Source organism: Pseudomonas sp. B111 (assembly GCF_026428275.1).
Taxonomy (GTDB): Bacteria; Pseudomonadota; Gammaproteobacteria; order Pseudomonadales; family Pseudomonadaceae; genus Pseudomonas; species Pseudomonas aeruginosa.
Genome location: NZ_CP097857.1, coordinates 1,292,373 through 1,310,119, shown reverse-complemented (window position 1 = coordinate 1,310,119; position 17,747 = coordinate 1,292,373). Strand labels below are relative to the sequence as shown.

Annotated in this window: 13 protein-coding genes; 6 read left to right on the top strand and 7 right to left on the bottom strand. The window is 67.6% G+C overall.

Going from position 1 to position 17,747, the window contains the following annotated elements; genetic code table 11:
- The first annotated feature begins 63 nt into the window (after nucleotides 1-63).
- Together M6E97_RS06015 and M6E97_RS06010 are read left to right on the top strand one after the other, a co-directional pair.
- Complete coding sequence (locus tag M6E97_RS06015) at nucleotides 64-1,167, top strand: DUF1615 domain-containing protein (RefSeq protein ID WP_034004966.1); 1,104 nt, start codon at nucleotides 64-66, stop codon at nucleotides 1,165-1,167.
- A gap of 80 nt (nucleotides 1,168-1,247) precedes the next feature.
- Nucleotides 1,248-1,574, top strand: coding sequence for a thioredoxin family protein (locus tag M6E97_RS06010; RefSeq protein ID WP_009313971.1), 327 nt, complete (start codon nucleotides 1,248-1,250; stop codon nucleotides 1,572-1,574).
- 27 nt (nucleotides 1,575-1,601) lie between these two features.
- Here the strand turns inward: M6E97_RS06010 and M6E97_RS06005 are convergent, their stop codons facing one another.
- Together M6E97_RS06005 and M6E97_RS06000 are read right to left on the bottom strand one after the other, a co-directional pair.
- Nucleotides 1,602-2,102 carry an acyl-CoA thioesterase gene (locus M6E97_RS06005; RefSeq protein ID WP_003090555.1) on the bottom strand — a complete coding sequence of 167 codons (501 nt, stop codon included), beginning with the start codon at nucleotides 2,100-2,102 and terminating at the stop codon, nucleotides 1,602-1,604.
- 170 nt (nucleotides 2,103-2,272) lie between these two features.
- The gene (locus tag M6E97_RS06000) at nucleotides 2,273-2,797 is read right to left on the bottom strand and encodes an RrF2 family transcriptional regulator (RefSeq protein ID WP_003090553.1); all 525 of its coding nucleotides are present in this window, start codon (nucleotides 2,795-2,797) and stop codon (nucleotides 2,273-2,275) included.
- Nucleotides 2,798-3,065: 268 nt separating this feature from the next.
- On the opposite strand from M6E97_RS06000, the gene M6E97_RS05995 reads away from it, so the two are divergent.
- Nucleotides 3,066-4,271, top strand: a complete 1,206-nt coding sequence (locus tag M6E97_RS05995) for an NAD(P)/FAD-dependent oxidoreductase (protein WP_033939009.1) — start codon at nucleotides 3,066-3,068, stop codon at nucleotides 4,269-4,271.
- A gap of 34 nt (nucleotides 4,272-4,305) precedes the next feature.
- On the opposite strand, the gene M6E97_RS05990 is transcribed toward M6E97_RS05995, so the two are convergent.
- The 5 genes from M6E97_RS05990 to M6E97_RS05970 all read right to left on the bottom strand — a co-directional run bounded on the left by M6E97_RS05990 (nucleotide 4,306) and on the right by M6E97_RS05970 (nucleotide 11,094).
- Entirely contained in the window at nucleotides 4,306-5,424 is a 1,119-nt protein-coding gene (locus M6E97_RS05990) for a hypothetical protein (protein ID WP_033939010.1), read from the bottom strand.
- Between the two features lie 340 nt (nucleotides 5,425-5,764).
- On the bottom strand, nucleotides 5,765-6,679 hold the full coding sequence (gene pfeE, locus M6E97_RS05985; protein WP_033939011.1) for a ferric enterobactin esterase PfeE: 915 nt from the start codon (nucleotides 6,677-6,679) through the stop codon (nucleotides 5,765-5,767).
- A gap of 19 nt (nucleotides 6,680-6,698) precedes the next feature.
- Nucleotides 6,699-8,939, bottom strand: coding sequence for a siderophore enterobactin receptor PfeA (gene pfeA, locus M6E97_RS05980; protein ID WP_033939012.1), 2,241 nt, complete (start codon nucleotides 8,937-8,939; stop codon nucleotides 6,699-6,701).
- Nucleotides 8,940-9,037: 98 nt separating this feature from the next.
- Entirely contained in the window at nucleotides 9,038-10,378 is a 1,341-nt protein-coding gene (gene pfeS, locus M6E97_RS05975; protein WP_023435125.1) for a two-component system sensor histidine kinase PfeS, read from the bottom strand.
- Entirely contained in the window at nucleotides 10,378-11,094 is a 717-nt protein-coding gene (locus M6E97_RS05970) for a response regulator transcription factor (RefSeq protein WP_019485278.1), read from the bottom strand. The genes pfeS and M6E97_RS05970 overlap by 1 nt, the downstream gene beginning before the upstream one ends.
- 265 nt (nucleotides 11,095-11,359) lie before the next feature.
- Between M6E97_RS05970 and tssI the strand changes: the two genes are divergently transcribed.
- From tssI to M6E97_RS05955, 3 genes are read left to right on the top strand one after another with little or no spacing between them, the layout of a single operon-like run.
- Nucleotides 11,360-13,429: a type VI secretion system tip protein TssI/VgrG gene (gene tssI, locus M6E97_RS05965; RefSeq protein WP_003158481.1), complete on the top strand. Its 2,070-nt coding sequence runs from the start codon at nucleotides 11,360-11,362 to the stop codon at nucleotides 13,427-13,429.
- A 49-nt stretch (nucleotides 13,430-13,478) separates the two neighbouring features.
- Nucleotides 13,479-17,432 (top strand): type VI secretion system effector Tse5, encoded by a 3,954-nt coding sequence (gene tse5, locus M6E97_RS05960; protein ID WP_033939013.1) that lies wholly within the window; start codon nucleotides 13,479-13,481, stop codon nucleotides 17,430-17,432.
- Nucleotides 17,429-17,620: a hypothetical protein gene (locus M6E97_RS05955; RefSeq protein WP_003090543.1), complete on the top strand. Its 192-nt coding sequence runs from the start codon at nucleotides 17,429-17,431 to the stop codon at nucleotides 17,618-17,620. The genes tse5 and M6E97_RS05955 overlap by 4 nt, the downstream gene beginning before the upstream one ends.
- Nucleotides 17,621-17,747: the final 127 nt, after the last annotated feature.

Sequence of the window (17,747 nt, the reverse complement as noted above, 5' to 3'; positions counted from 1 at the left end):
GAATGCCCTGGCTTCGGCGGTCGCCACCGGCCGCCCACTTCGCAACGGAACAGGGAATCGCAGATGAAAGCAGTACGCCAGGGTCGCGGCGTAACGGGGTTGCTCATGCTCCTGGCGCTGGCCGGGTGCAGTTCGCGGTCGGCGGAGCCGCCGCCGCCCAACCCCGACGAAGTACGGGCGAAGATCGTCCGCCTGATGCCGGCCACGGTGCGCGATCGCCAAGGGTGGGCCAGCGATATCTACGCGGCCTTTTCCGCCCAGCAGGTCTACCCCAGCGACGAGAATCTCTGTGCGGTGCTGGCGGTGACCGAGCAGGAGTCCACCTACCAGGTCGACCCGCCGGTGGCCGGCCTGGGCAGGATCGCCACCCGCGAGGTCGAGCGCCGTGCCGGCAAGCTGCACGTGCCGGCGTTCCTGGTCAGCTCGGCGCTGAATATCAAGTCGCCCGATGGCCGCACCTACAGCCAGCGCCTGGCCGCGGCGCGCACGGAGAAGGAACTGAGCGAGACATTCGACGATTTCATCGCCATCGTGCCCATGGGCGGCAAGCTGTTCGGCGGCTTCAACCCGGTACACACCGGCGGGCCGATGCAGGTCAGCATCGCTTTCGCCGAGCAGCACGCGGACGGCTATCCCTATCCGCTGGACGGCAGCATCCGCCGCGAGGTGTTCAGCCGGCGCGGCGGCATGTATTTCGGCATCGCCCACCTGCTTGGCTATCCGGCGGACTACCCGGCGCCGCTGTACCGCTTCGCCGACTTCAACGCCGGCTGGTATGCCAGTCGCAACGCCGCGTTCCAGAATGCGGTGAGTCGCGTCTCGGGGATTCCGCTGGCGCTGGATGGCGATCTGATCCGCTACGGTACGCGCACGCCGGGCTCCACCGAACTGGCCGTGCGCAGCCTCGGCAAGCGCCTGGACATGAGCGACGCGGCGATCCGCCGGGCGCTGGAGCAGGGCGACAGCCCGGAGTTCGCCGACAGCGCGCTGTACCGCAAGGTCTTCGCCCTGGCCGAAAGCGCCATCGGCAAGACGCTGCCCCGCGCCGTGCTGCCGGGGATCGCCCTGGAGAGCCCGAAGATCACCCGCAAGCTGACCACCGCCTGGTTCGCCAAGCGCGTCGACGAACGCTACCAGCGTTGCATGGCGCGCGTGCGGAAACGCTGAGTCCATCGTCGCGCGGGTCGAACCTGGCGCCGCGGCGGGAGTCTGCCGTCCTGTCAGCCAAGCTCATGGAGAAGCAGCGTATGAAGACCCGATACAGCGCCGAGGCACCGGCGCGCGACGAACTGGACCGGCTCGCCGGTCCGACGCTGGTGGAGTTCGGTACCGACTGGTGCGGCCATTGCCAGGCCGCCCAGCCGCTGCTGGCGGAAGTATTCGACGACTATCCGGAGGTCGGCCACCTGAAGGTCGAGGACGGTCCCGGGCGCCGCCTGGGGCGCTCGTTCCAGGTCAAGCTGTGGCCGACCTTCGTCTTTCTTCGCGACGGCCGGGAGGTGGCGCGGGTAGTCCGCCCCGGCAGCGCCAGCGTGCTGGAAGAAGCGTTCGAGAGCCTGGTCGGCGAGGGCTGAGGACCCGGCCCGCGGGCCGGGCGGCGTTCAGGCCGGCATCGCGTGATCCACCTGTTCGCGGATCTCCTGGTAGCGCAGTTCCATCAGCTTGCGCTGCTCGCGCCGGGCCAGGGCCTGGGCGTAGCGGCGTTTCTCGATCGCGGTCTCCGGTTCCAGCGGACGCACCGCCACCGGCCGGCGCTGGTCGTCCATCGCCACCATGGTGAAGAAGCAACTGTTGGTATGGCGCACGGTGCGCTCGTGGATGTTCTCGGTCATCACCTTCACCCCGACCTCCATCGAAGTGCGCCCGGTGTAGTTCACCGAGGCGAGGAAGGTCACCAGTTCGCCGACATGGATCGGCTCGCGGAAGATCACCTGATCCACCGACAGGGTCACCACGTAGCGTCCGGCGTAGCGCTTGGCGCAGGCAAAGGCCACTTCGTCGAGGAGCTTGAGCAGCGCGCCGCCGTGGACGTTGCCGGAGAAGTTCGCCTTGTCGGGGGTCATGAGCACGCTCATGGTCAGTTGGTAGCTGCCAGGTTCCATCGTTCACCTATCACGCAAGTTGGTCACGGGCCATTGCAGTGGGCCGGCGGCCGCTCTGCGGCGGCCTCTGGCGATAGGGTAGGGAGAAACGCCGGCGCGATTAGCACCGCAGTCGACAATGGTGTTTTCCGCGAAACGGGCTTGCGGCGCCGCTCCGTATGCGCCAAGGGCTAGTCGCGGGAGCCGCCGCGTCCTTCCCGGCTGGCATCCATCCAGCGCAGCACTTCTTCGCCGAACTCCGGTGGCGCGATACGCCCCACCCGGCGTACCAGGTCGAGGATGGTCTGCTGGGCCAGCGCTTCTTCCATGCGCTTCTGCGCGGTGAGCATCACCGCGTGGATCGAGCAGGTGTTGCGGGTCGCCCAGGAAGGCGGGTTGCCTTCGAAGATCGCGCAGCGCTCGCGGACCTCGCGGCATTCGAAGATCGATTTGTCGCCGTCGATGGCGCGGACCACGTCGAGCACGCTGATTTCGTTGGCCGGCCGTGCCAGGCGGAAGCCACCGCGCACGCCTTCGGTGGCAGCCACCAGGCCGGCCTTGGCCAGGCGGGTGAAGACCTTGGCCAGCAGTTCCGGCGGCACGCCCTGCAACTCGGCGAGGGTGCGTACGCTGGACTCGCGGCTGTCGCCTTTCTCGTCGGCGAGGAACAACAGGCAGTGGATGCCGTATTCGACGCCGGCGCTATAGAGAGCCATCACTAACTCCGACAGAAATATTCGCAATATTCTGCGCGGTTTTCAGGCCGCTCACAAGGACAGGTCGTTCGCTGTCTTCCGCCTCGAAGCGCTCTATCTCCGATCCTTTTCGTATGTTTTCGACGTCTTTTCCTCTCTTTCACGGCGAGGGGCGATTGCCTGTCGGAACGCTTTTCGGGGATTGATCTTCTTAACTACGACAAATATAGTCGTAGTTGCGGAGAGGCTTTTCTCCGGATATCCCGTCCTTTCCCTCCAGGAGCCCCCAATGAAACAACGTATCCTGATCGTCGGTGCCGGATTCGCCGGCATGTGGAGCGCGCTGAGCGCAGTGCGCCAGCTCGACCGCCAGGGCCGCGACGACGTCGAGGTCGCGGTGCTCGCGCCGCAGCCCGAGCTGCGTATCCGCCCGCGTTTCTACGAGCCTGACGTGCAGCGCATGGCGGCGCCGCTGGGCGAATTGTTCGCCGCGGTCGGCGTGCGTTTCGTGCAGGGCAGCGCGCAGCGCATCGACGTGGCCGGCAAGTGGGTGGAGTACCGCGATGCCGAGGGCACGCTGGCGCAACTGGACTACGACCGCCTGGTGCTGGCGGCCGGCAGCGGCGTGTGGCGTCCGGCGAGTGTCGTCGGCATCGACGCTGCCTTCGATGTCGACCAGTTGGAAGACGCCCTGCGCCTGGAGGCACACCTGCATGCCCTGCGCGACTTGCCGGATTCGCCGGCACGCAACACCGTGGTGGTCGCCGGCGGCGGCTTCACCGGCATCGAGACCGCCACCGAGATGCCGGCGCGCCTGCGGGCGATCCTCGGCGAGAAAGCGGCGCTGCGAGTGATCGTGGTCGACCGCGGCGCCGCCATCGGCGCATCGCTGGGCGCGGACCTGAGCGGCTTGATCGCCGAGGCCTCGGCGGAACTGGGCGTGGAGTGGTGCCTGGGGCGTTCGGTGGCGGCGGTGGATGCCGAGGGCGTGACGCTCGACGACGGCCAGCGGATTGAGGCGAAGACCGTGGTCTGGACCGTGGGCGTGCGGGCCAGCACCCTGACCGGGCAGATTTCGGGCGAGCGCGATGCCCAGGGTCGCCTGCATGTCGACCGCAACCTCAAGGTGCTCGGTCTCGACGATGTCTACGCCACCGGCGACGTGGCCCGCGCGGCTACCGACGACCTTGGCAACCATGCCCTGATGACCTGCCAGCACGCCATCGCCCTGGGTCGCTCGGCCGGCAATAACGTGGCCGCCGACCTGCTCGGCGTCGAGCCGATTCCCTACAGCCAGGTGAAGTACGTGACCTGTCTCGACCTCGGCGGCTGGGGCGCGGTGTTCACCGAGGGCTGGGACCGCCAGGTACGGTTCGTGCGCGAGGAGGGCAAGAAGATAAAGACCGAGATCAATGGCGTGTGGATCTACCCGCCGGCGGCGGACCGCGCCGTGGCGCTGGCGGCGGCCGACCCGCTGATTCCGGTGGTGGCCTGAATCCTGGCCGGACGGGGCTGGAGGAGGCGCTCGCCTACTGGGCTGGCGCCGTCTCCGCAGCCATGAGCTTGAGGCTTTGCTCCAGCACCTTGGCGAACGTGTCCGGTGGGACATCCGCGCGACCCAGTTGTTCAAGGAATGCAGCGGTCGCGGTGGAAACGTCCTGCGCCGAGGCTTGCTCATGGTCTTCGCGGGCAACCCGTACCAGCAACCAGGAGCCGCCTCGATAGAGTTGCCTGGTCTTCGCTTCGACCAGCAGGGGATTGTGGGACCCGGTGAACACTGTCAACTGCCCGAAGGCCGGCAGGCGGTCACGCTGCTCCATTCTCACGAAGGCGTAGTACCCCTCGCGCAAGGGAGCCCGGCTGCTGATGCTGGTCCCGTTGCGTGGCTGCGTATCCGTTTTCCGCGTGCGTCCCTGGTACGGCGGATCGAACTCCATCTGGTAGCGAAGTTCGACGTCGTCGCCGTTGGCGCTGAGCAGCGCGTCGCCGAGGCTGTTCAGCAGATTGAGAACCGGCGTGCCGGGGGCGTAGGAGGCGCTGCCGACCTTGGCCAGCTCCTGCAGGAGCTTGCGGCTCTGTTTGTTCTCGTTCTCGTCCAGTTCGAGTATCGCCAGGTCGACGAAGAAGGTCCCGCCGTCGTAGGTCTTCGGACCGTAGATCGGGATGTTGAGCGCGTTGATCAATTGGCCGCTCTCGCGGATGTCCTCGTTGTAATAGACAACCCGGCCGTTGCGCTTGATGTCGGCGGGATTGAAGCTGAGGCCGTTGGAGGTCGCACCGCGTTCGCCGGCACTGGCGGTGATGGCGATCTCGCCCTGAGTGCTGCGCGCATTGTCGAACAGGCTGCCGTCGCCACCGGTGCAGAGGCTGGATTCCTTGTTGCCGCTCGCCAGAAGGTCGCCATTGCCTTTCTCCTCGCGAAAATCGCAGAGGTAGGCCGCGATCAGCTTGATCGACAGGGCTTCGCCCTTTTCGATGGCGGTCGTCGAGTTGCGTCCGGACGGTAGGAAGATGCTGCTCATCGCACGCTTGTCCGGGCTGTGCGCTACCTGTGTCGCCCCCTCGTTATGTTGCAGGCTGCTGGAGCAACCGCCGACCAGCAGCAGGCTGATGGCGTAGAGAGTATTGCCGCGTCCTTTGCCGTTCATGTCGTCCTTCCTGATTCGATGCCTCTTCTGTTTGCAACGCTAGATCAGATTCGAGTGATGGCAAGTTGGCATTGCTGGCAGGATTCCTGCGCTGCTCATGTGAGCGGGGCTTGAGGGGTGGGAGAGCCGGGGATCGCGAGGACAAAAGGCTTCGAGATAGCTCCTCTTCCCAACGCCGCAGAGGGTTGCAGTGGAGGCGTTTCCGGGGTCGGTGTCCGGAGGACGCAGCCCTTTCGGTAGGAAGAAGAGCCGCCAGGCGGTTGTCCTTCAATCCGACCTTCTCTCGCGGGCGGAAGAAAGGGACGGCGTAAGCGTAAAGGGCTCCTGGGAGCGTGCGCCTTCAGCGCTGGCGTTCCACCGCCGGACGGGCGAGCAGAAGGCGCAACGAGGCCCCCAGCGTTTCGCCATGACCCAGGCCGTCGAGCGGCTGGAAGTCCAGCGTGAGCCCGGCAACCCGGCGCAGGTCATCTACCAGCCGCGCCATCGCCTGGCCCGGCTCGGCTTTCAGCGAGCCGCGCGGGCTGGGCGGTTCGGCGCTGCCGCGCCAGAGCAGGAGTTCCGCGCGCTTTCCGCGCAGGCGCTGTTCGAGCCCCGCTCGCTCGCCGAGGATCGCCCCGTCGCGCCACCACAGCGACGGGCTGGCCGCGGCGTAGCGGGCGAACTCGCCGGGACGGGTGAACAGTGCGTGGAGCACCAGCAAGCCGCCGTAGGAGTGTCCCCAGAGGGTTTGCCGCGCAGTGTCCAGGGGCGCCTGCGCCGCCACGGCCGGGCGCATGCCGTCGCGCAGCAGGTCGAGGAAGGCGTCGGCGCCGCCGCTGGGCAGGCCGTTGAGCGGGTCGCGCTGATCGGCCTGGCCGGGACTCGCCGGGGTGTAGTCGAAGGTACGCCCGGCGCGGTCGATGCGCAGCGGCGTGCGGTAGCCGATGGCGACCAGCAGCGGTGCGTCGCCGTCGGCCAGGCGTCTCAGGGTGGACGCGTCGAGGGCGCCGACGGCGGCGTTGCCGTCGAGCATCCAGACCACCGGGTAGCCGGCGGCGGGCGGTGCCTGCAGCGGTCGGCCGAGCCACAGCCGGTAATGCCGCTGGCCATCGACGGAGTCCAGGTCCACGGCGCTGAAGCGATAGGGCAGGTCCTGGCGTTGCAGCAGGCTGCGGTCCATGGTCGCCTCGGGGTCCGGTTGCGCCAGCGGCGCGCCGCCGGGCAGGGCCGCCGCCAGGGCGAGGCCCAGGGCGGCGACGAGCAGGGAGGTTCTCATCAGGCTTTCTCGTTATGGCTCAGAACGACGCGGTCAGGCTGGTATAGAAGGTCCGTCCGGGCTCGTTGTAGGTCGCCGCGCCGGCCCCGTCGATGCCGACCACGCCCTGGGCATTGCCGGCGCGGAACAGGCGCTTGTCGAACAGGTTGTCGACGCCGGCGCCGAGGCTCAGGTTCTTGCTTAACCGATAGGTGCCGCCGAGGCCGACGATGGCGTAGGGCGAGAGCTGGTCGTTGGCGCTGCCGGTGACACGGTCGCCGTGATAGTCGTATTTCTTCGGCTTCTGCTTGCCGTACCAGGTGACCGTGGCTTGCAGCGAGAGGTCGTCGGTGGCCTGCCAGTCGAGCATCGAGTTGAGGGTGTAGCGCGGCGTCACCGAGAGCACGTCGCCGGTTTCCTTGTTCTTCGATTGCAGCATGTAGGTGAAGTTGTTGCTCCACTTCAGGCCGTCGGCCAGGGGCAGGGTCAGGGTGCCTTCGAGGCCCTCGACCACCGCCTTGGGCACGTTCTCCCACTGGTAGATCGCCGCGTTGGCGTAGTCGCCCTTGCCGCCGCTGGCGTGGTCGACCGGTGACAGGCCGGATTCGATCTTGTTCTTGTAGTCGTTGCGGAAGTAGGTCAGCCCCGCTACCAGGCCGTCGTGGCTGTACTCGATGCCCAGTTCCTTGTTCACGCTGGTCTCGGCCTTGAGGCCGTCGTTGCCGCGCAGGTAGCAACTGGTGCTTTGCCCGTAGCAACCCTGGCCACGGCTGTAGAGCAGGTAGTCGGGGTTCAGCTGGTACAGGTTGGGGGCCTTGTAGGCGCGGGCGATACCGGCCTTCAGGGTGACCCGCTCGGTGAGCGCGTGGGACAGGTTCAGCGATGGGCTCCAGTTGTCGCCGACGATGTCGTGGTGGTCCCAGCGCAGGCCTGGGGTGAGCATGGTGCCGGGCATCAGCTCGATGTTGTCCTCGGCGAACAGCGAGAAGATCCGCGCTGAGGAACTGCTGCTGCGGTTCTTTCCGGCGAGACCGGGGATCGAGCCGCCTTCCTCGGTGTTCTGGGTGTTGGAGCTAGGGTCGTCGAGCTTCTGCTCGGTCCACTCGCTGCCGAGGGTCAGGGTCTGCTCGTAGCCCAGGTGCAGCGGCAGGTTGACCTCGCCGTGGGCGGTCAGGTCGCGCAGGGTGGCGGTGTAGAAGCCGGCGTTGTTGGGGTCGAAGATGCCTTCGGTGCCGCCGGCCAGGCCTTCGTTGATCCGGCTGTTGCGGGTCTTCTCGTACTGCAGGTAGGCCAGCGAGCTGCCGAAGTCCCATTCGCCGCGATGGGTGGCCGAGTAGGTCTCGCGGTACATGCGGTTGGTCTCGTGGCCGAGCATCTGCTTCACGTAGTTGTTGCTGTTGGTGTTCTGCGTGTCGCCGGTGTAGATGTTGCCCTGGCGGCTGAAGCCGGCCTCGAACTCGAGGGTCTGCTCGGGCGTCAGGCGCCAGCTGAGCAGCCCGTCGATGTCCTTGTTGCGCACGCCTTCGCGACCGGCGGGGAGGGTGCCGGCCTGCTTGCCGGTGCGGTTGGATTCGTGGCCGGCGTTGATGTCCCAGTCGTCCGAGTCGGTCTTGGCGATGTTGCCGTAGACGCGGTAGCTGAGGTTTTCCGTGAGCGGCCCGTTGAGACCGAAGCTCATCCGTTCGCTGGCGCCTTCGGCCTTGTGTTGCGGGAAATTGCTGTAGACGCTGAGATTACCGTGGGTTTCCGCGCCGGCCTGCTTGGTGATGATGTTCACCACGCCGCCCGCCGCGCCGTTGCCGTAGCGCGCCGCCGCCGGGCCGCGGATCACTTCGATGCGCTCGACCTGGTCGGCCGGCACCCAGTTGGTGTCGCCGCGGCTGTCGCGCTCGCCGCGCCAGCCGTAGCGCACCGAGTTGCGCGAGCTGACCGGCTTGCCGTCGACCAGGATCAGGGTGTTCTCCGGGCCCATGCCGCGGATGTCGATCTGCCGGTTGTTGCCACGCTGGCCGCTGGAGCTGTTGCCGGTCAGGTTGACCCCCGGCATGGTCCGGATGATCTGCGACAGGTCGTTGCTCGGCGGTCGCTTGGCGATGTCCTCGGCGGTGATGATGGAAACTCCCGGCGCCTGCTTGGTTTCCTCCTGGGCGGTGGCGACCACGGTCTGCTCGCCCAGCTCGATGACGGAGCCGTCGCCCTGGCCGGCGGCGTGTACGGCGTTGGCGAGCAGGCAACTGGACAGCAGCAGGAAGGGAACGGCGGGAAGGGCGCGTGAGGACATCGGTGATCTCCGGGCAATGCAGCGAAATGCAAGAGATCACGAATGATATTGATTGTTATTTGAGAGTAAAGCGCATTAACTTTCTAAACACTTCGCCCTCAGGCGGCCGCCGGCAGCCACAGGTGCAGGCACAATCCGGGCTTGCCGTTGCTGGCCCAGAGCCGGCCGCCCTGTAGCTCGATGGCGCGCCGGGCGATCGCCAGGCCGAGGCCGAAACCTTCGCCGGCGCTATCGTCCAGGCGCTGGTAGGGGAGGAAGATGCGTTCCAACTGGTCTTCCGCCACGCCAGGGCCCTGGTCCTGCAGGCGCAGGTGCCAGAAGTCGCCCTCGCGCTCGCCGTCGAGGCTGACCGTGCCGTCCTCGGGCGAGTGACGGATGGCGTTGCGCAGGAGGTTTTCCATGGCCTGGGCCAGGCTGTCCAGGTGGACCTCGACGCGACAGTCGACGCCCAAGCGGCAGGGTAGCCGCGCCGGGTCCCAGCCGCTTTCGAAACAGGCGTCCTCGCGCAGCGCTTCCCACACCGACAGCGCCAGCACCGGCTCGGTGGGCAGTTGCGGGCGCTCGGTGTCCATCCAGGCGAGGTCGAGGGTGTCTTCCAGCAGTCGTTGCATGTCGCCGATTTCGCGATCCAGGCGCTGGCGCAACTGTTCCGGCGGTAGCTCGCTGTCGTGGGCGATGCGCAGGCGCGCCAGCGGCGTGCGCAGTTCGTGGGACAGGGTGCGCAGCAGCAGGCGCTGCTGGGCGAGACTCAGGCGCAGGCGCTCGGCCATGTGCTCCAGGGCCTGGGCCAGCTCGCCGAGTTCGTCGCGGCGGGCCGCCAGCGGTGCGGCGAGGGGAGTGCTTTCCAGTTCGTCAGCGCGCAGGGCGTCGGCGCGATCGCGCAAGCGGTTTAGCGGCACCACCAGGTGGCGGTAGAGCAGCAGGCCGAGCAGGGCGGCCAGCAAGGTCGGGACTATGCCGTGGGTGACCAGGTGGGTCCAGGGGGTCAGTCCGCCGGGCAGCAGGCGCTCCGGTAACTGGATTACCAGCCGGCCCTGCTCGGGATGTCCGGGGAACTCGATGCTGACGTACGGCAGTTCGTCCTGCAGGCGCCGGCTCATCGGCCAGTCGAGCTTGCGCATGAAGGTCAGGTGGCTCGACTCCTCGGCGCTCAGCGGCGTGCTGCCGAGGCTTTCCAGGTGCGGTCCGACCAGCGCCACCCAGGTATCTTCCTTCGCCGACAGTTCCTTGCGGAAGCGTTCGGCGCCCGCGGCGCCCTCGCTGCGCCAGGCATCCTCCGCCTGCCGCGCGTAGTCCGCCAGGTAGCTGCGGTCGGCCGGGGCGAGGAAGTAGGTGCTGCGCTCCACCGACAGGCCCCAGGTGTAGATCAGCCAGGTCAGCAGCAGGCAGAAGCCGACCTGCAGCAGCGCCAGTTTCCATAACAGCGGGTGCCTGCGCATCAGGGGTGTTCCGTCTCCACCAGCAGGTAGCCCTGGCCGCGTACCGCCTGGATCTGCAGGTGACGGACGGCGACCGCGGCGAGCTTGCGCCGCAGGTTGCAGACGTGCACGTCGAGACCGCGGTCGAGGCGCGTGTAGCTGCGGTGCAGCACGCTCCGGTAGAGGAACGGCTTGCTCAGCGCCTCGCCAGCGTGTTCGCGGAGCGTCGCCAGGAGGCGGTACTCGGATGGCGTCAGCCCCGCCGGAAGGCCCTGGTGGAGCACATCCTGGGCCTGGTCGTCGAACACCAGCCGGGTATCCCGCCGCTGCGCCGACGGCAGGCGGTCCAGTCGTACGCGGCGCAGCAGGGCGTCGGTGCGGGCATCCAGCTCGGCCAGGCTGAACGGCTTCGGCAGGTAGTCGTCGGCGCCGCGGGTGAAGCCGCTGATGCGATCCTGTTCGGCGCCCAGGGCCGACATCAGCATCACCGGCGTGGCCTGCTCGCGGCGCAGCGACTCCAGCAGGGCCAGGCCGTCGAGGCCGGGCAGCATGATGTCCAGCAACACCAGGTCGAACGCTTCGCGCCCGGCGGCTTCCAGCCCGTGCGAGCCATCGCCGCAGACGGTCACGCGGAAGCCGCGCTGGCGGAAATGCGCGTCGAGATCCTCGCGCAGGCGCGGGTCGTCTTCGACCAGCAGCAGGCGGGGAGATGGGGATGAGATATGAGAATGATTCACGTTCGTGAATATCTCATTTTTGCCGGGGATCGGGCAATGGGCCAGTGCGCCGCAGCGTGCTCGGAGCGGAAATACTTTTCGACAAAGCCGTCGTTGCTTCGGTTTTTTTTCTGGCTTAGGGTCGGCGGGTCCGCAGGAGGCGGGCAGGGGTGTCGTGGCTATTGGCCAGCCTTTCGCGACGGCACTGGGTTGTACGATCATCTGGCGCGCTGCTGGCGCGTTGTTCGGGCCGCCCGCCGCAGGTGACTATCAAGGAAGATTCCCCATGCTGTTCTCCCAACACACCCGCCTGGTACACGTGGACTCCCCGCTGGGACCCGAGGTCCTGCAACTGCAACGGCTGGAGGGTCGCGAAGAGCTGGGCCGGCTGTTCAGCCACGAGCTCGAACTGGTCTCGAGCAATCCCGCCTTGCCTCTGGATGCCCTGTTGGGCAAGCCGATGAGCCTCGCGCTGGAACTCCCCGGCGGCAGCCGGCGGTATTTCCACGGCATCGTCGCGCGCTGTAGCCAGGGCGCCGGCGCTGGCCAGTTCGCCAGCTACCAGGTCACCCTGCGGCCCTGGCTGTGGCTGCTGACGCGCACCTCCGACTGCCGCATCTTCCAGAACCAGAAGGTCCCAGACATCATCAAGCAGGTGTTCCGCGACCTCGGCTTCTCCGACTTCGAGGACGCCCTGAGCCGCTCCTACCGCGAGTGGGAATACTGTGTGCAATACCGCGAGACCAGCTTCGATTTCGTCAGCCGGCTGATGGAGCAGGAAGGCATCTACTACTGGTTCCGCCACGAAAAGAAGCGTCACATCCTGGTGCTCTCCGATGCCTACGGCGCGCACCACAGCCCGGCCGGCTACACCAGCGTGCCCTATTACCCGCCGAGCCTCGGCCATCGCGAGCGCGACCACTTCTTCGACTGGCACATGGCGCGCGAGGTCCAGCCCGGCTCGCTGAGCCTCAACGACTACGACTTCCAGCGTCCCGGCACCCGCCTGGAAGTGCGCTCCAATGTCGGGCGCGCCCATGCCGCGGCCGACTACCCGCTCTACGACTACCCTGGCGAGTATGTGCAGAGCCAGGACGGCGAACACTATGCACGGACCCGCATCGAGGCGATCCAGACCCAGTACGAGCGAGTTCGCCTGCGGGGATGCGCCAGGGGTATCGGGGCGGGCCATCTGTTCCACCTGAGCAACTACCCGCGCCTGGACCAGAACCGCGAATACCTGGTGGTTGGCGCCGAGTACCGGGTAGTCCAGGAACTCTACGAGACCGGTAATGGCGGGGGCGGCGCGCAGTTCGAGAGCGAGCTGGACTGTATCGACGCCGGCCAGGCTTTCCGCCCCTTGCCGTCGACCCCGGTGCCGGTGGTGCGCGGCCCGCAGACCGCGGTGGTGGTCGGGCCCAAGGGCGAGGAGATCTGGACCGACCAGTACGGCCGGGTCAAGGTGCATTTCCACTGGGACCGCCACGACCAGTCCAACGAGAACAGCTCCTGCTGGATGCGCGTCTCGCAGGCCTGGGCGGGGAAGAACTGGGGCTCGATCCAGATCCCGCGGATCGGCCAGGAAGTGATCGTCAGCTTCCTCGAAGGCGACCCGGACCGGCCGATCATCACCGGGCGGGTCTACAACGCCGAGCAGACGGTGCCCTACGAGCTGCCGGCGAACGCTACCCAGAGCGGCACCAAGAGCCGTTCGAGCAAGGGCGGCACGCCGGCCAACTTCAACGAGATCCGCATGGAGGACAAGAAGGGCGCCGAGCAGTTGTTCATCCATGCCGAGAGGAACCAGGACATCGAGGTCGAGAACGACGAGACCCACTGGGTCGGCCACGACCGGACCAAGACCATCGACCACGACGAGACGGTGCATGTGAAGCACGATCGCACCGAGACCGTGGACAACAACGAGACCATCACCGTGCATGCCAACCGCAGCAAGACGGTCGACCGCAACGAGACGGTCAGGATCGGCATGAACAAGACGGAAACCATCCTCATGGCCTCGTTGCAGAACGTCGGCATGGGGCGCATGGAAAACGTCGGGCTCGGCTACAGCCTGAACGTCGGCATGATGATGAACACCGTGGTCGGGCTGAACCAGAGCACCCAGGTGATGAAGAAGAAGACCTTGTCGGTGGGCGATAGCTACGAAGTGAGCGTGGGCGGCAGCGACGATGGCTCTAAGATCACCCTGGACGGTCAGAGCATCACCCTCGGCAGCCAGCGCATCGAGCTGACCGCCGACCGCGAGATCCTCTTGCGCTGCGGCCAGAGCACGATCCGCCTGACGCCGGGGGAGATCGAGATCCTCTCGCCCAATGTCGATATCAACTGTTGAGCGGCGGGCGGATGTCCTGTCGCGGCTTTTCCCAAGGAAGGATGGATAGATGAGCGGCCTACCGGTTTCCCATGTCGGCGAGAAAGTCTCGGGAGGGGTTATCTCCACCGGCTCGCCCACCGTGCACGTCGGCAGCAGCGCGGTCGGCCTGGCCGACCGGGTGTCCGCCTGCGTGCCGTTGGTGGGCAAGCCGGTCAACCCGATGCTCGGCAGCAAGCTGCTGCCGGAAGAGGTCGATTTCGCCCTGGCGGCGCCGGACACCTTCACCTTCGCCCGTGGCTACCTGTCGAGCAACCCCCGTATCGGCCGGCTCGGCCGGGGCTGGTGGCTGCCGGGCGAGAGCATGCACCTGGAACTGAGCGAAGACGCCTGCGTGCTGGTCGACGCCCAGGGCCGCCGGATCGGCTTTCCTGCGCTGGCTCCCGGCGCGCAGCATTATTCCGGCAGCGAGGAGCTGTGGCTGCGCCGCGGCGGTTCGAGCGGCGGCGAAGCGCAGGCCTGGCGCGGGCGCTGGGCGGCGGTGCCGGCCGAACTGCAGACGCAGGAGGGCTCCGTGCTGGTGCTGTCCGGCCACAGCTACCTGCATTTCCAGCGTTGCCCCGACGGTATCTGGCGCCTGCAGGCCAGCTTCGGCCGCGCCGGCTATCGCACCGAGTTCCGCTGGAGCGGACGTGGCCTGCTCACCGGCGTGCGCGACAGCGCCGGGCGCAGCTATGCGCTGGTCTACCAGCAAGCCTGCGAGCCGAGCGAGGGCGACGACGGCCTGCGTCTGTTCGGCGTGATCCTGGCCAGCCACGACGGACCGCCTCCGGACTACATCGATCCGCAGAGCCCGGGGCTCGACTGGCTGGTGCGCTACCAGTTCAGCGACAGCGGCGACCTGATCGCCGTGCGCGACCGTCTTGGCCAGGTGGTCCGGGTATTCGCCTGGCGCGAGCACATGCTGGTCGCCCACGGCGAACCGGGTGGGCTGGAGGTTCGCTACGAGTGGGATGTCCATGCTCCGCACGGGCGGGTCGTGAAGCAGATCGAGGCGGGCGGCCTGACCCGTACCTTCCGCTACCTGCGCGATGCCACCGAGGTCAGCGACAGCCTCGGCCGCGTCGAACGCTACGAGTTCGCCGGCGAGGGTGGGCAGCGGCGCTGGACCGCGCTGGTCAGGGCCGACGGCAGCCGTAGCGAGTTCGACTACGACCTGTTCGGCCGCCTGGTCGCCATGCGCGATCCGCTGGGACGGGAGACGCGGCGCCGGCGTGATGGCCAGGGGCGGATGCTCGAGGAGGAGTCGCCGGGCAAGGCGCGCTATCGCAAGCGCGTCGACGAAGAGACCGGGCTGCTGGTCGAGCTGGGGGACGCGATGCAGCGCCGCTGGACCTTCGAGCGCGACGAACGGGGCAATGCGACGACGGTGCGCGGCCCGGCCGGCAGCACCCGCTACGCCTACGAAGACCCGCGCCTGCCCGACCGGCCGACGCGAATCGTCGACCCGCGCGGCGGCGAGCGGCGCCTGGAGTGGAACCGCTTCGGCCTGTTGGCCGCGTTGACCGATTGTTCCGGCCAGGTCTGGCGTTACGACTACGACAACGAAGGACGTTTGGTCGCCAGCAGCGACCCGCTGGGACAACTGACCCGGCGCCGCTACGACCCGCTGGGGCAACTGATCGGCCTGGAATTGGCCGACGGCAGCGCCCTGAGCTATGAATACGACGCCCTTGGGCGGCAGACCCGTATCGCCGATGCCGAGGGGCACGCCACGCTGTTTTCCTGGGGCCACGGCGATCTGCTGGCGCGGGTTTCCGACGCCGGCGGCGGCGAATTGTCCTACCTGCACGACGAAGCCGGCAGGCTGGTCGCCCTGACCAACGAGAACGGCGTCCAGGCGCAGTTCCGCTACGACCTGCTGGACCGTCTGGTGGAAGAGACCGGCTTCGACGGTCGTCGCCAACGCTATCGCTACAACGCCGCTGACGAACTGATCGCCCGCGAGGATGCCGACGGTCGCGAGACCACCTATGCCTACGACCGCGACGGCCGCCTGGCGAGCATCCGGGTTCCCGCCACCGAGCACGCACCGGCCCTGGTCGAGCGTTACCGCTGGTTGGCCGACGGTCGCCTGGCCAGCGCCGGCGGGGCGGATTGTGAGGTGCGCTACACGTACGACGAGGTCGGTAACCTGCGCCTGGAAAGCCAGGTACATGCCGACGGTTGGGTCTACAGCGTCGAGCACAGCCACGACGCGCTAGGCGTGCGCCAGACCAGCCGTTATGGCGACGCGCCGCCGGTCGCCTGGCTGACCTATGGCCCGGGTCATCTGCACGGCGCGCTGGTCGGTGCGGTCGAGCTGGCCTTCGAGCGCGACGCCCTGCACCGCGAGGTGCGTCGCGACGCCCGCCGTGACGGGCAGGATGACGCGTTGTTCACCCAGGAGCGCCAGCACGCGCCGCTGGGACGCCTGCAGCGCAGCCACCTGCGTCTGGCCGGCGGTTTCGACTGGCAGCGCGGCTATCGCTACGACGGACTTGGACAACTGGTCGGCATCGACGACAACCAGTATCCGTCGGTGCGCTACGAATACGACCTCGGCGGTCGCCTGCTGGCCAGCCGGCGCGCTGGCGCGGCGGCCAGCACCTACCGCTATGACGCCGCCGGCAACCGCCTGGAGGGCGTCGGCGAGCATGCGCGCGAGGACGCTCGCCAGGCATTTGCCGAGAACGAACTGTACCGCTCCGGTTTCAGTCGCTCCGAGGCGCGCGCGAGCCAGGCCGGCGAAGGCCCGGCGCGCTGGGCTGGCAACCGCGTGGAGAGGATCGCCGGCAACCGCTATCGCTTCGATGCGCTGGGCAACCTGGTCGAGCGTATCGGCGCCGACGGCGAGCGCCTGTGCCTGGCCTACGACGGCGCGCAGCGCCTGGTCCATCTGTCGCGCGATTGCGCCGACGGCACGCGGCTGGAGGCGCGCTACCGCTACGACGCGCTGTCGCGACGGATCGCCAAGGTGGTGCTGCGCGAGGGTGTCGAGCAGCAGGTGCGCTTCGGCTGGGACGGCGATCGCCAATGCGCCGAAGCCTTTGCGCGGGAACTGCGCACCACCGTTCACGAACCGGGCGGTTTCGTCCCGTTGCTGCGCCTGGAGCAGGCCTGCGAGCCCGATCCCCCGGAGCTGCTGCAACTGCGCCAGGCGTTCGCCGCCGAGGGCCAGCCGCTGCCGGCGCAATGCGTGCCGGCGCTGGGCGAGGCGCGGATCGCTTTCTTCCACACCGATCACCTCGGTACCCCCCTGCAGCTGAGCGACGAACGTGGCCAACTGCGTTGGCAGGGCGTTCCGGACGACTGGCGGGCGGTAGCGCCGGAACGACAGCCGGGTGCGCAGCCGATTCGCTTCCAGGGGCAGTACCACGATGAGGAAAGCGGCCTCTACTACAACCGCTACCGTTACTATCTGCCGGAAGCCGGGCGCTATGCCAGCCAGGACCCGCTCGGCCTGGGCGGTGGTCCCAACCCCTATGCCTACGCGCTGAACGCGCCCACGCTGGCCTACGATCCCACCGGCCTGATCATCCCGCTGGTGGTGATCGGTGCCTTCGCCGCCCGCGCCGCGATCGGAGCGGCGCTGGGCGCCGGCATCGAGCTGGGGATGCAGACCGGCAAGCAGGTGCTGGGGCAGATGAAGGACAACTGGGACAGCGATCGCGACCTCACCGATATCAAGTGGAAGTGCATCGACATCAACTGGAAACACGTCGGCGCCTCGGCGGCCATCGGCACCGTGGCGCCGGGCATGCTCAGCACCGGCAAGACTGTGGTGCAGTCCGCCAAGGCGATCAGGACCCTTTCCGGACAGGCGGCCAACACCGCCAACCGCGCGGCCAAGCTGGCCGCGCGCAAGGCCGCCCATGCCGATACCATCAAGAAGGCCGTGGCCACCCAGGCCGCCTGGCAAACGGGCAAGCAGATCGTCAAATGCCCGCTGAAGGACGAAGAAGAGGAGTGCCCGCCGCAATGATCAAGCATTACCTGCTGATGACCCTCGTCTGCATACCGCTGGCGTTGCTCTACGTCTGCCTGGAATGGTTCTTCGGCAACACCTGGGTGACCGTCGGGGTGTTCTTCGGCGTGCTCGTCGTGCTGCGCCTCGGGCTCTACCTCTACCGCCGCTCGAAGGGCATCAGGGACGGCTACCTGGACGAGTGAGGCCGACCCGGCATCGCGGAGCATCGACCCATGCAGGACCTCTTCGTCAATGGCTCCGCCAGTCTTCCGCCGCCGATGCTGTCGCGCAGGCGCTGCTGGCGGCGTTCGCCTGGTAACCTGGCGACCT

Coding starts and splice junctions, on each gene's coding strand:
- M6E97_RS06015 (WP_034004966.1), top strand. CDS start 64: ATGAAAGCAGTACGCCAGGGTCGCGGCGTAACGGGGTTGCTCATGCTC.
- M6E97_RS06010 (WP_009313971.1), top strand. CDS start 1,248: ATGAAGACCCGATACAGCGCCGAGGCACCGGCGCGCGACGAACTGGAC.
- M6E97_RS06005 (WP_003090555.1), bottom strand. CDS start 2,102: ATGGAACCTGGCAGCTACCAACTGACCATGAGCGTGCTCATGACCCCC.
- M6E97_RS06000 (WP_003090553.1), bottom strand. CDS start 2,797: ATGGCTCTCTATAGCGCCGGCGTCGAATACGGCATCCACTGCCTGTTG.
- M6E97_RS05995 (WP_033939009.1), top strand. CDS start 3,066: ATGAAACAACGTATCCTGATCGTCGGTGCCGGATTCGCCGGCATGTGG.
- M6E97_RS05990 (WP_033939010.1), bottom strand. CDS start 5,424: ATGAACGGCAAAGGACGCGGCAATACTCTCTACGCCATCAGCCTGCTG.
- pfeE (WP_033939011.1), bottom strand. CDS start 6,679: ATGAGAACCTCCCTGCTCGTCGCCGCCCTGGGCCTCGCCCTGGCGGCG.
- pfeA (WP_033939012.1), bottom strand. CDS start 8,939: ATGTCCTCACGCGCCCTTCCCGCCGTTCCCTTCCTGCTGCTGTCCAGT.
- pfeS (WP_023435125.1), bottom strand. CDS start 10,378: ATGCGCAGGCACCCGCTGTTATGGAAACTGGCGCTGCTGCAGGTCGGC.
- tssI (WP_003158481.1), top strand. CDS start 11,360: ATGCTGTTCTCCCAACACACCCGCCTGGTACACGTGGACTCCCCGCTG.
- tse5 (WP_033939013.1), top strand. CDS start 13,479: ATGAGCGGCCTACCGGTTTCCCATGTCGGCGAGAAAGTCTCGGGAGGG.
- M6E97_RS05955 (WP_003090543.1), top strand. CDS start 17,429: ATGATCAAGCATTACCTGCTGATGACCCTCGTCTGCATACCGCTGGCG.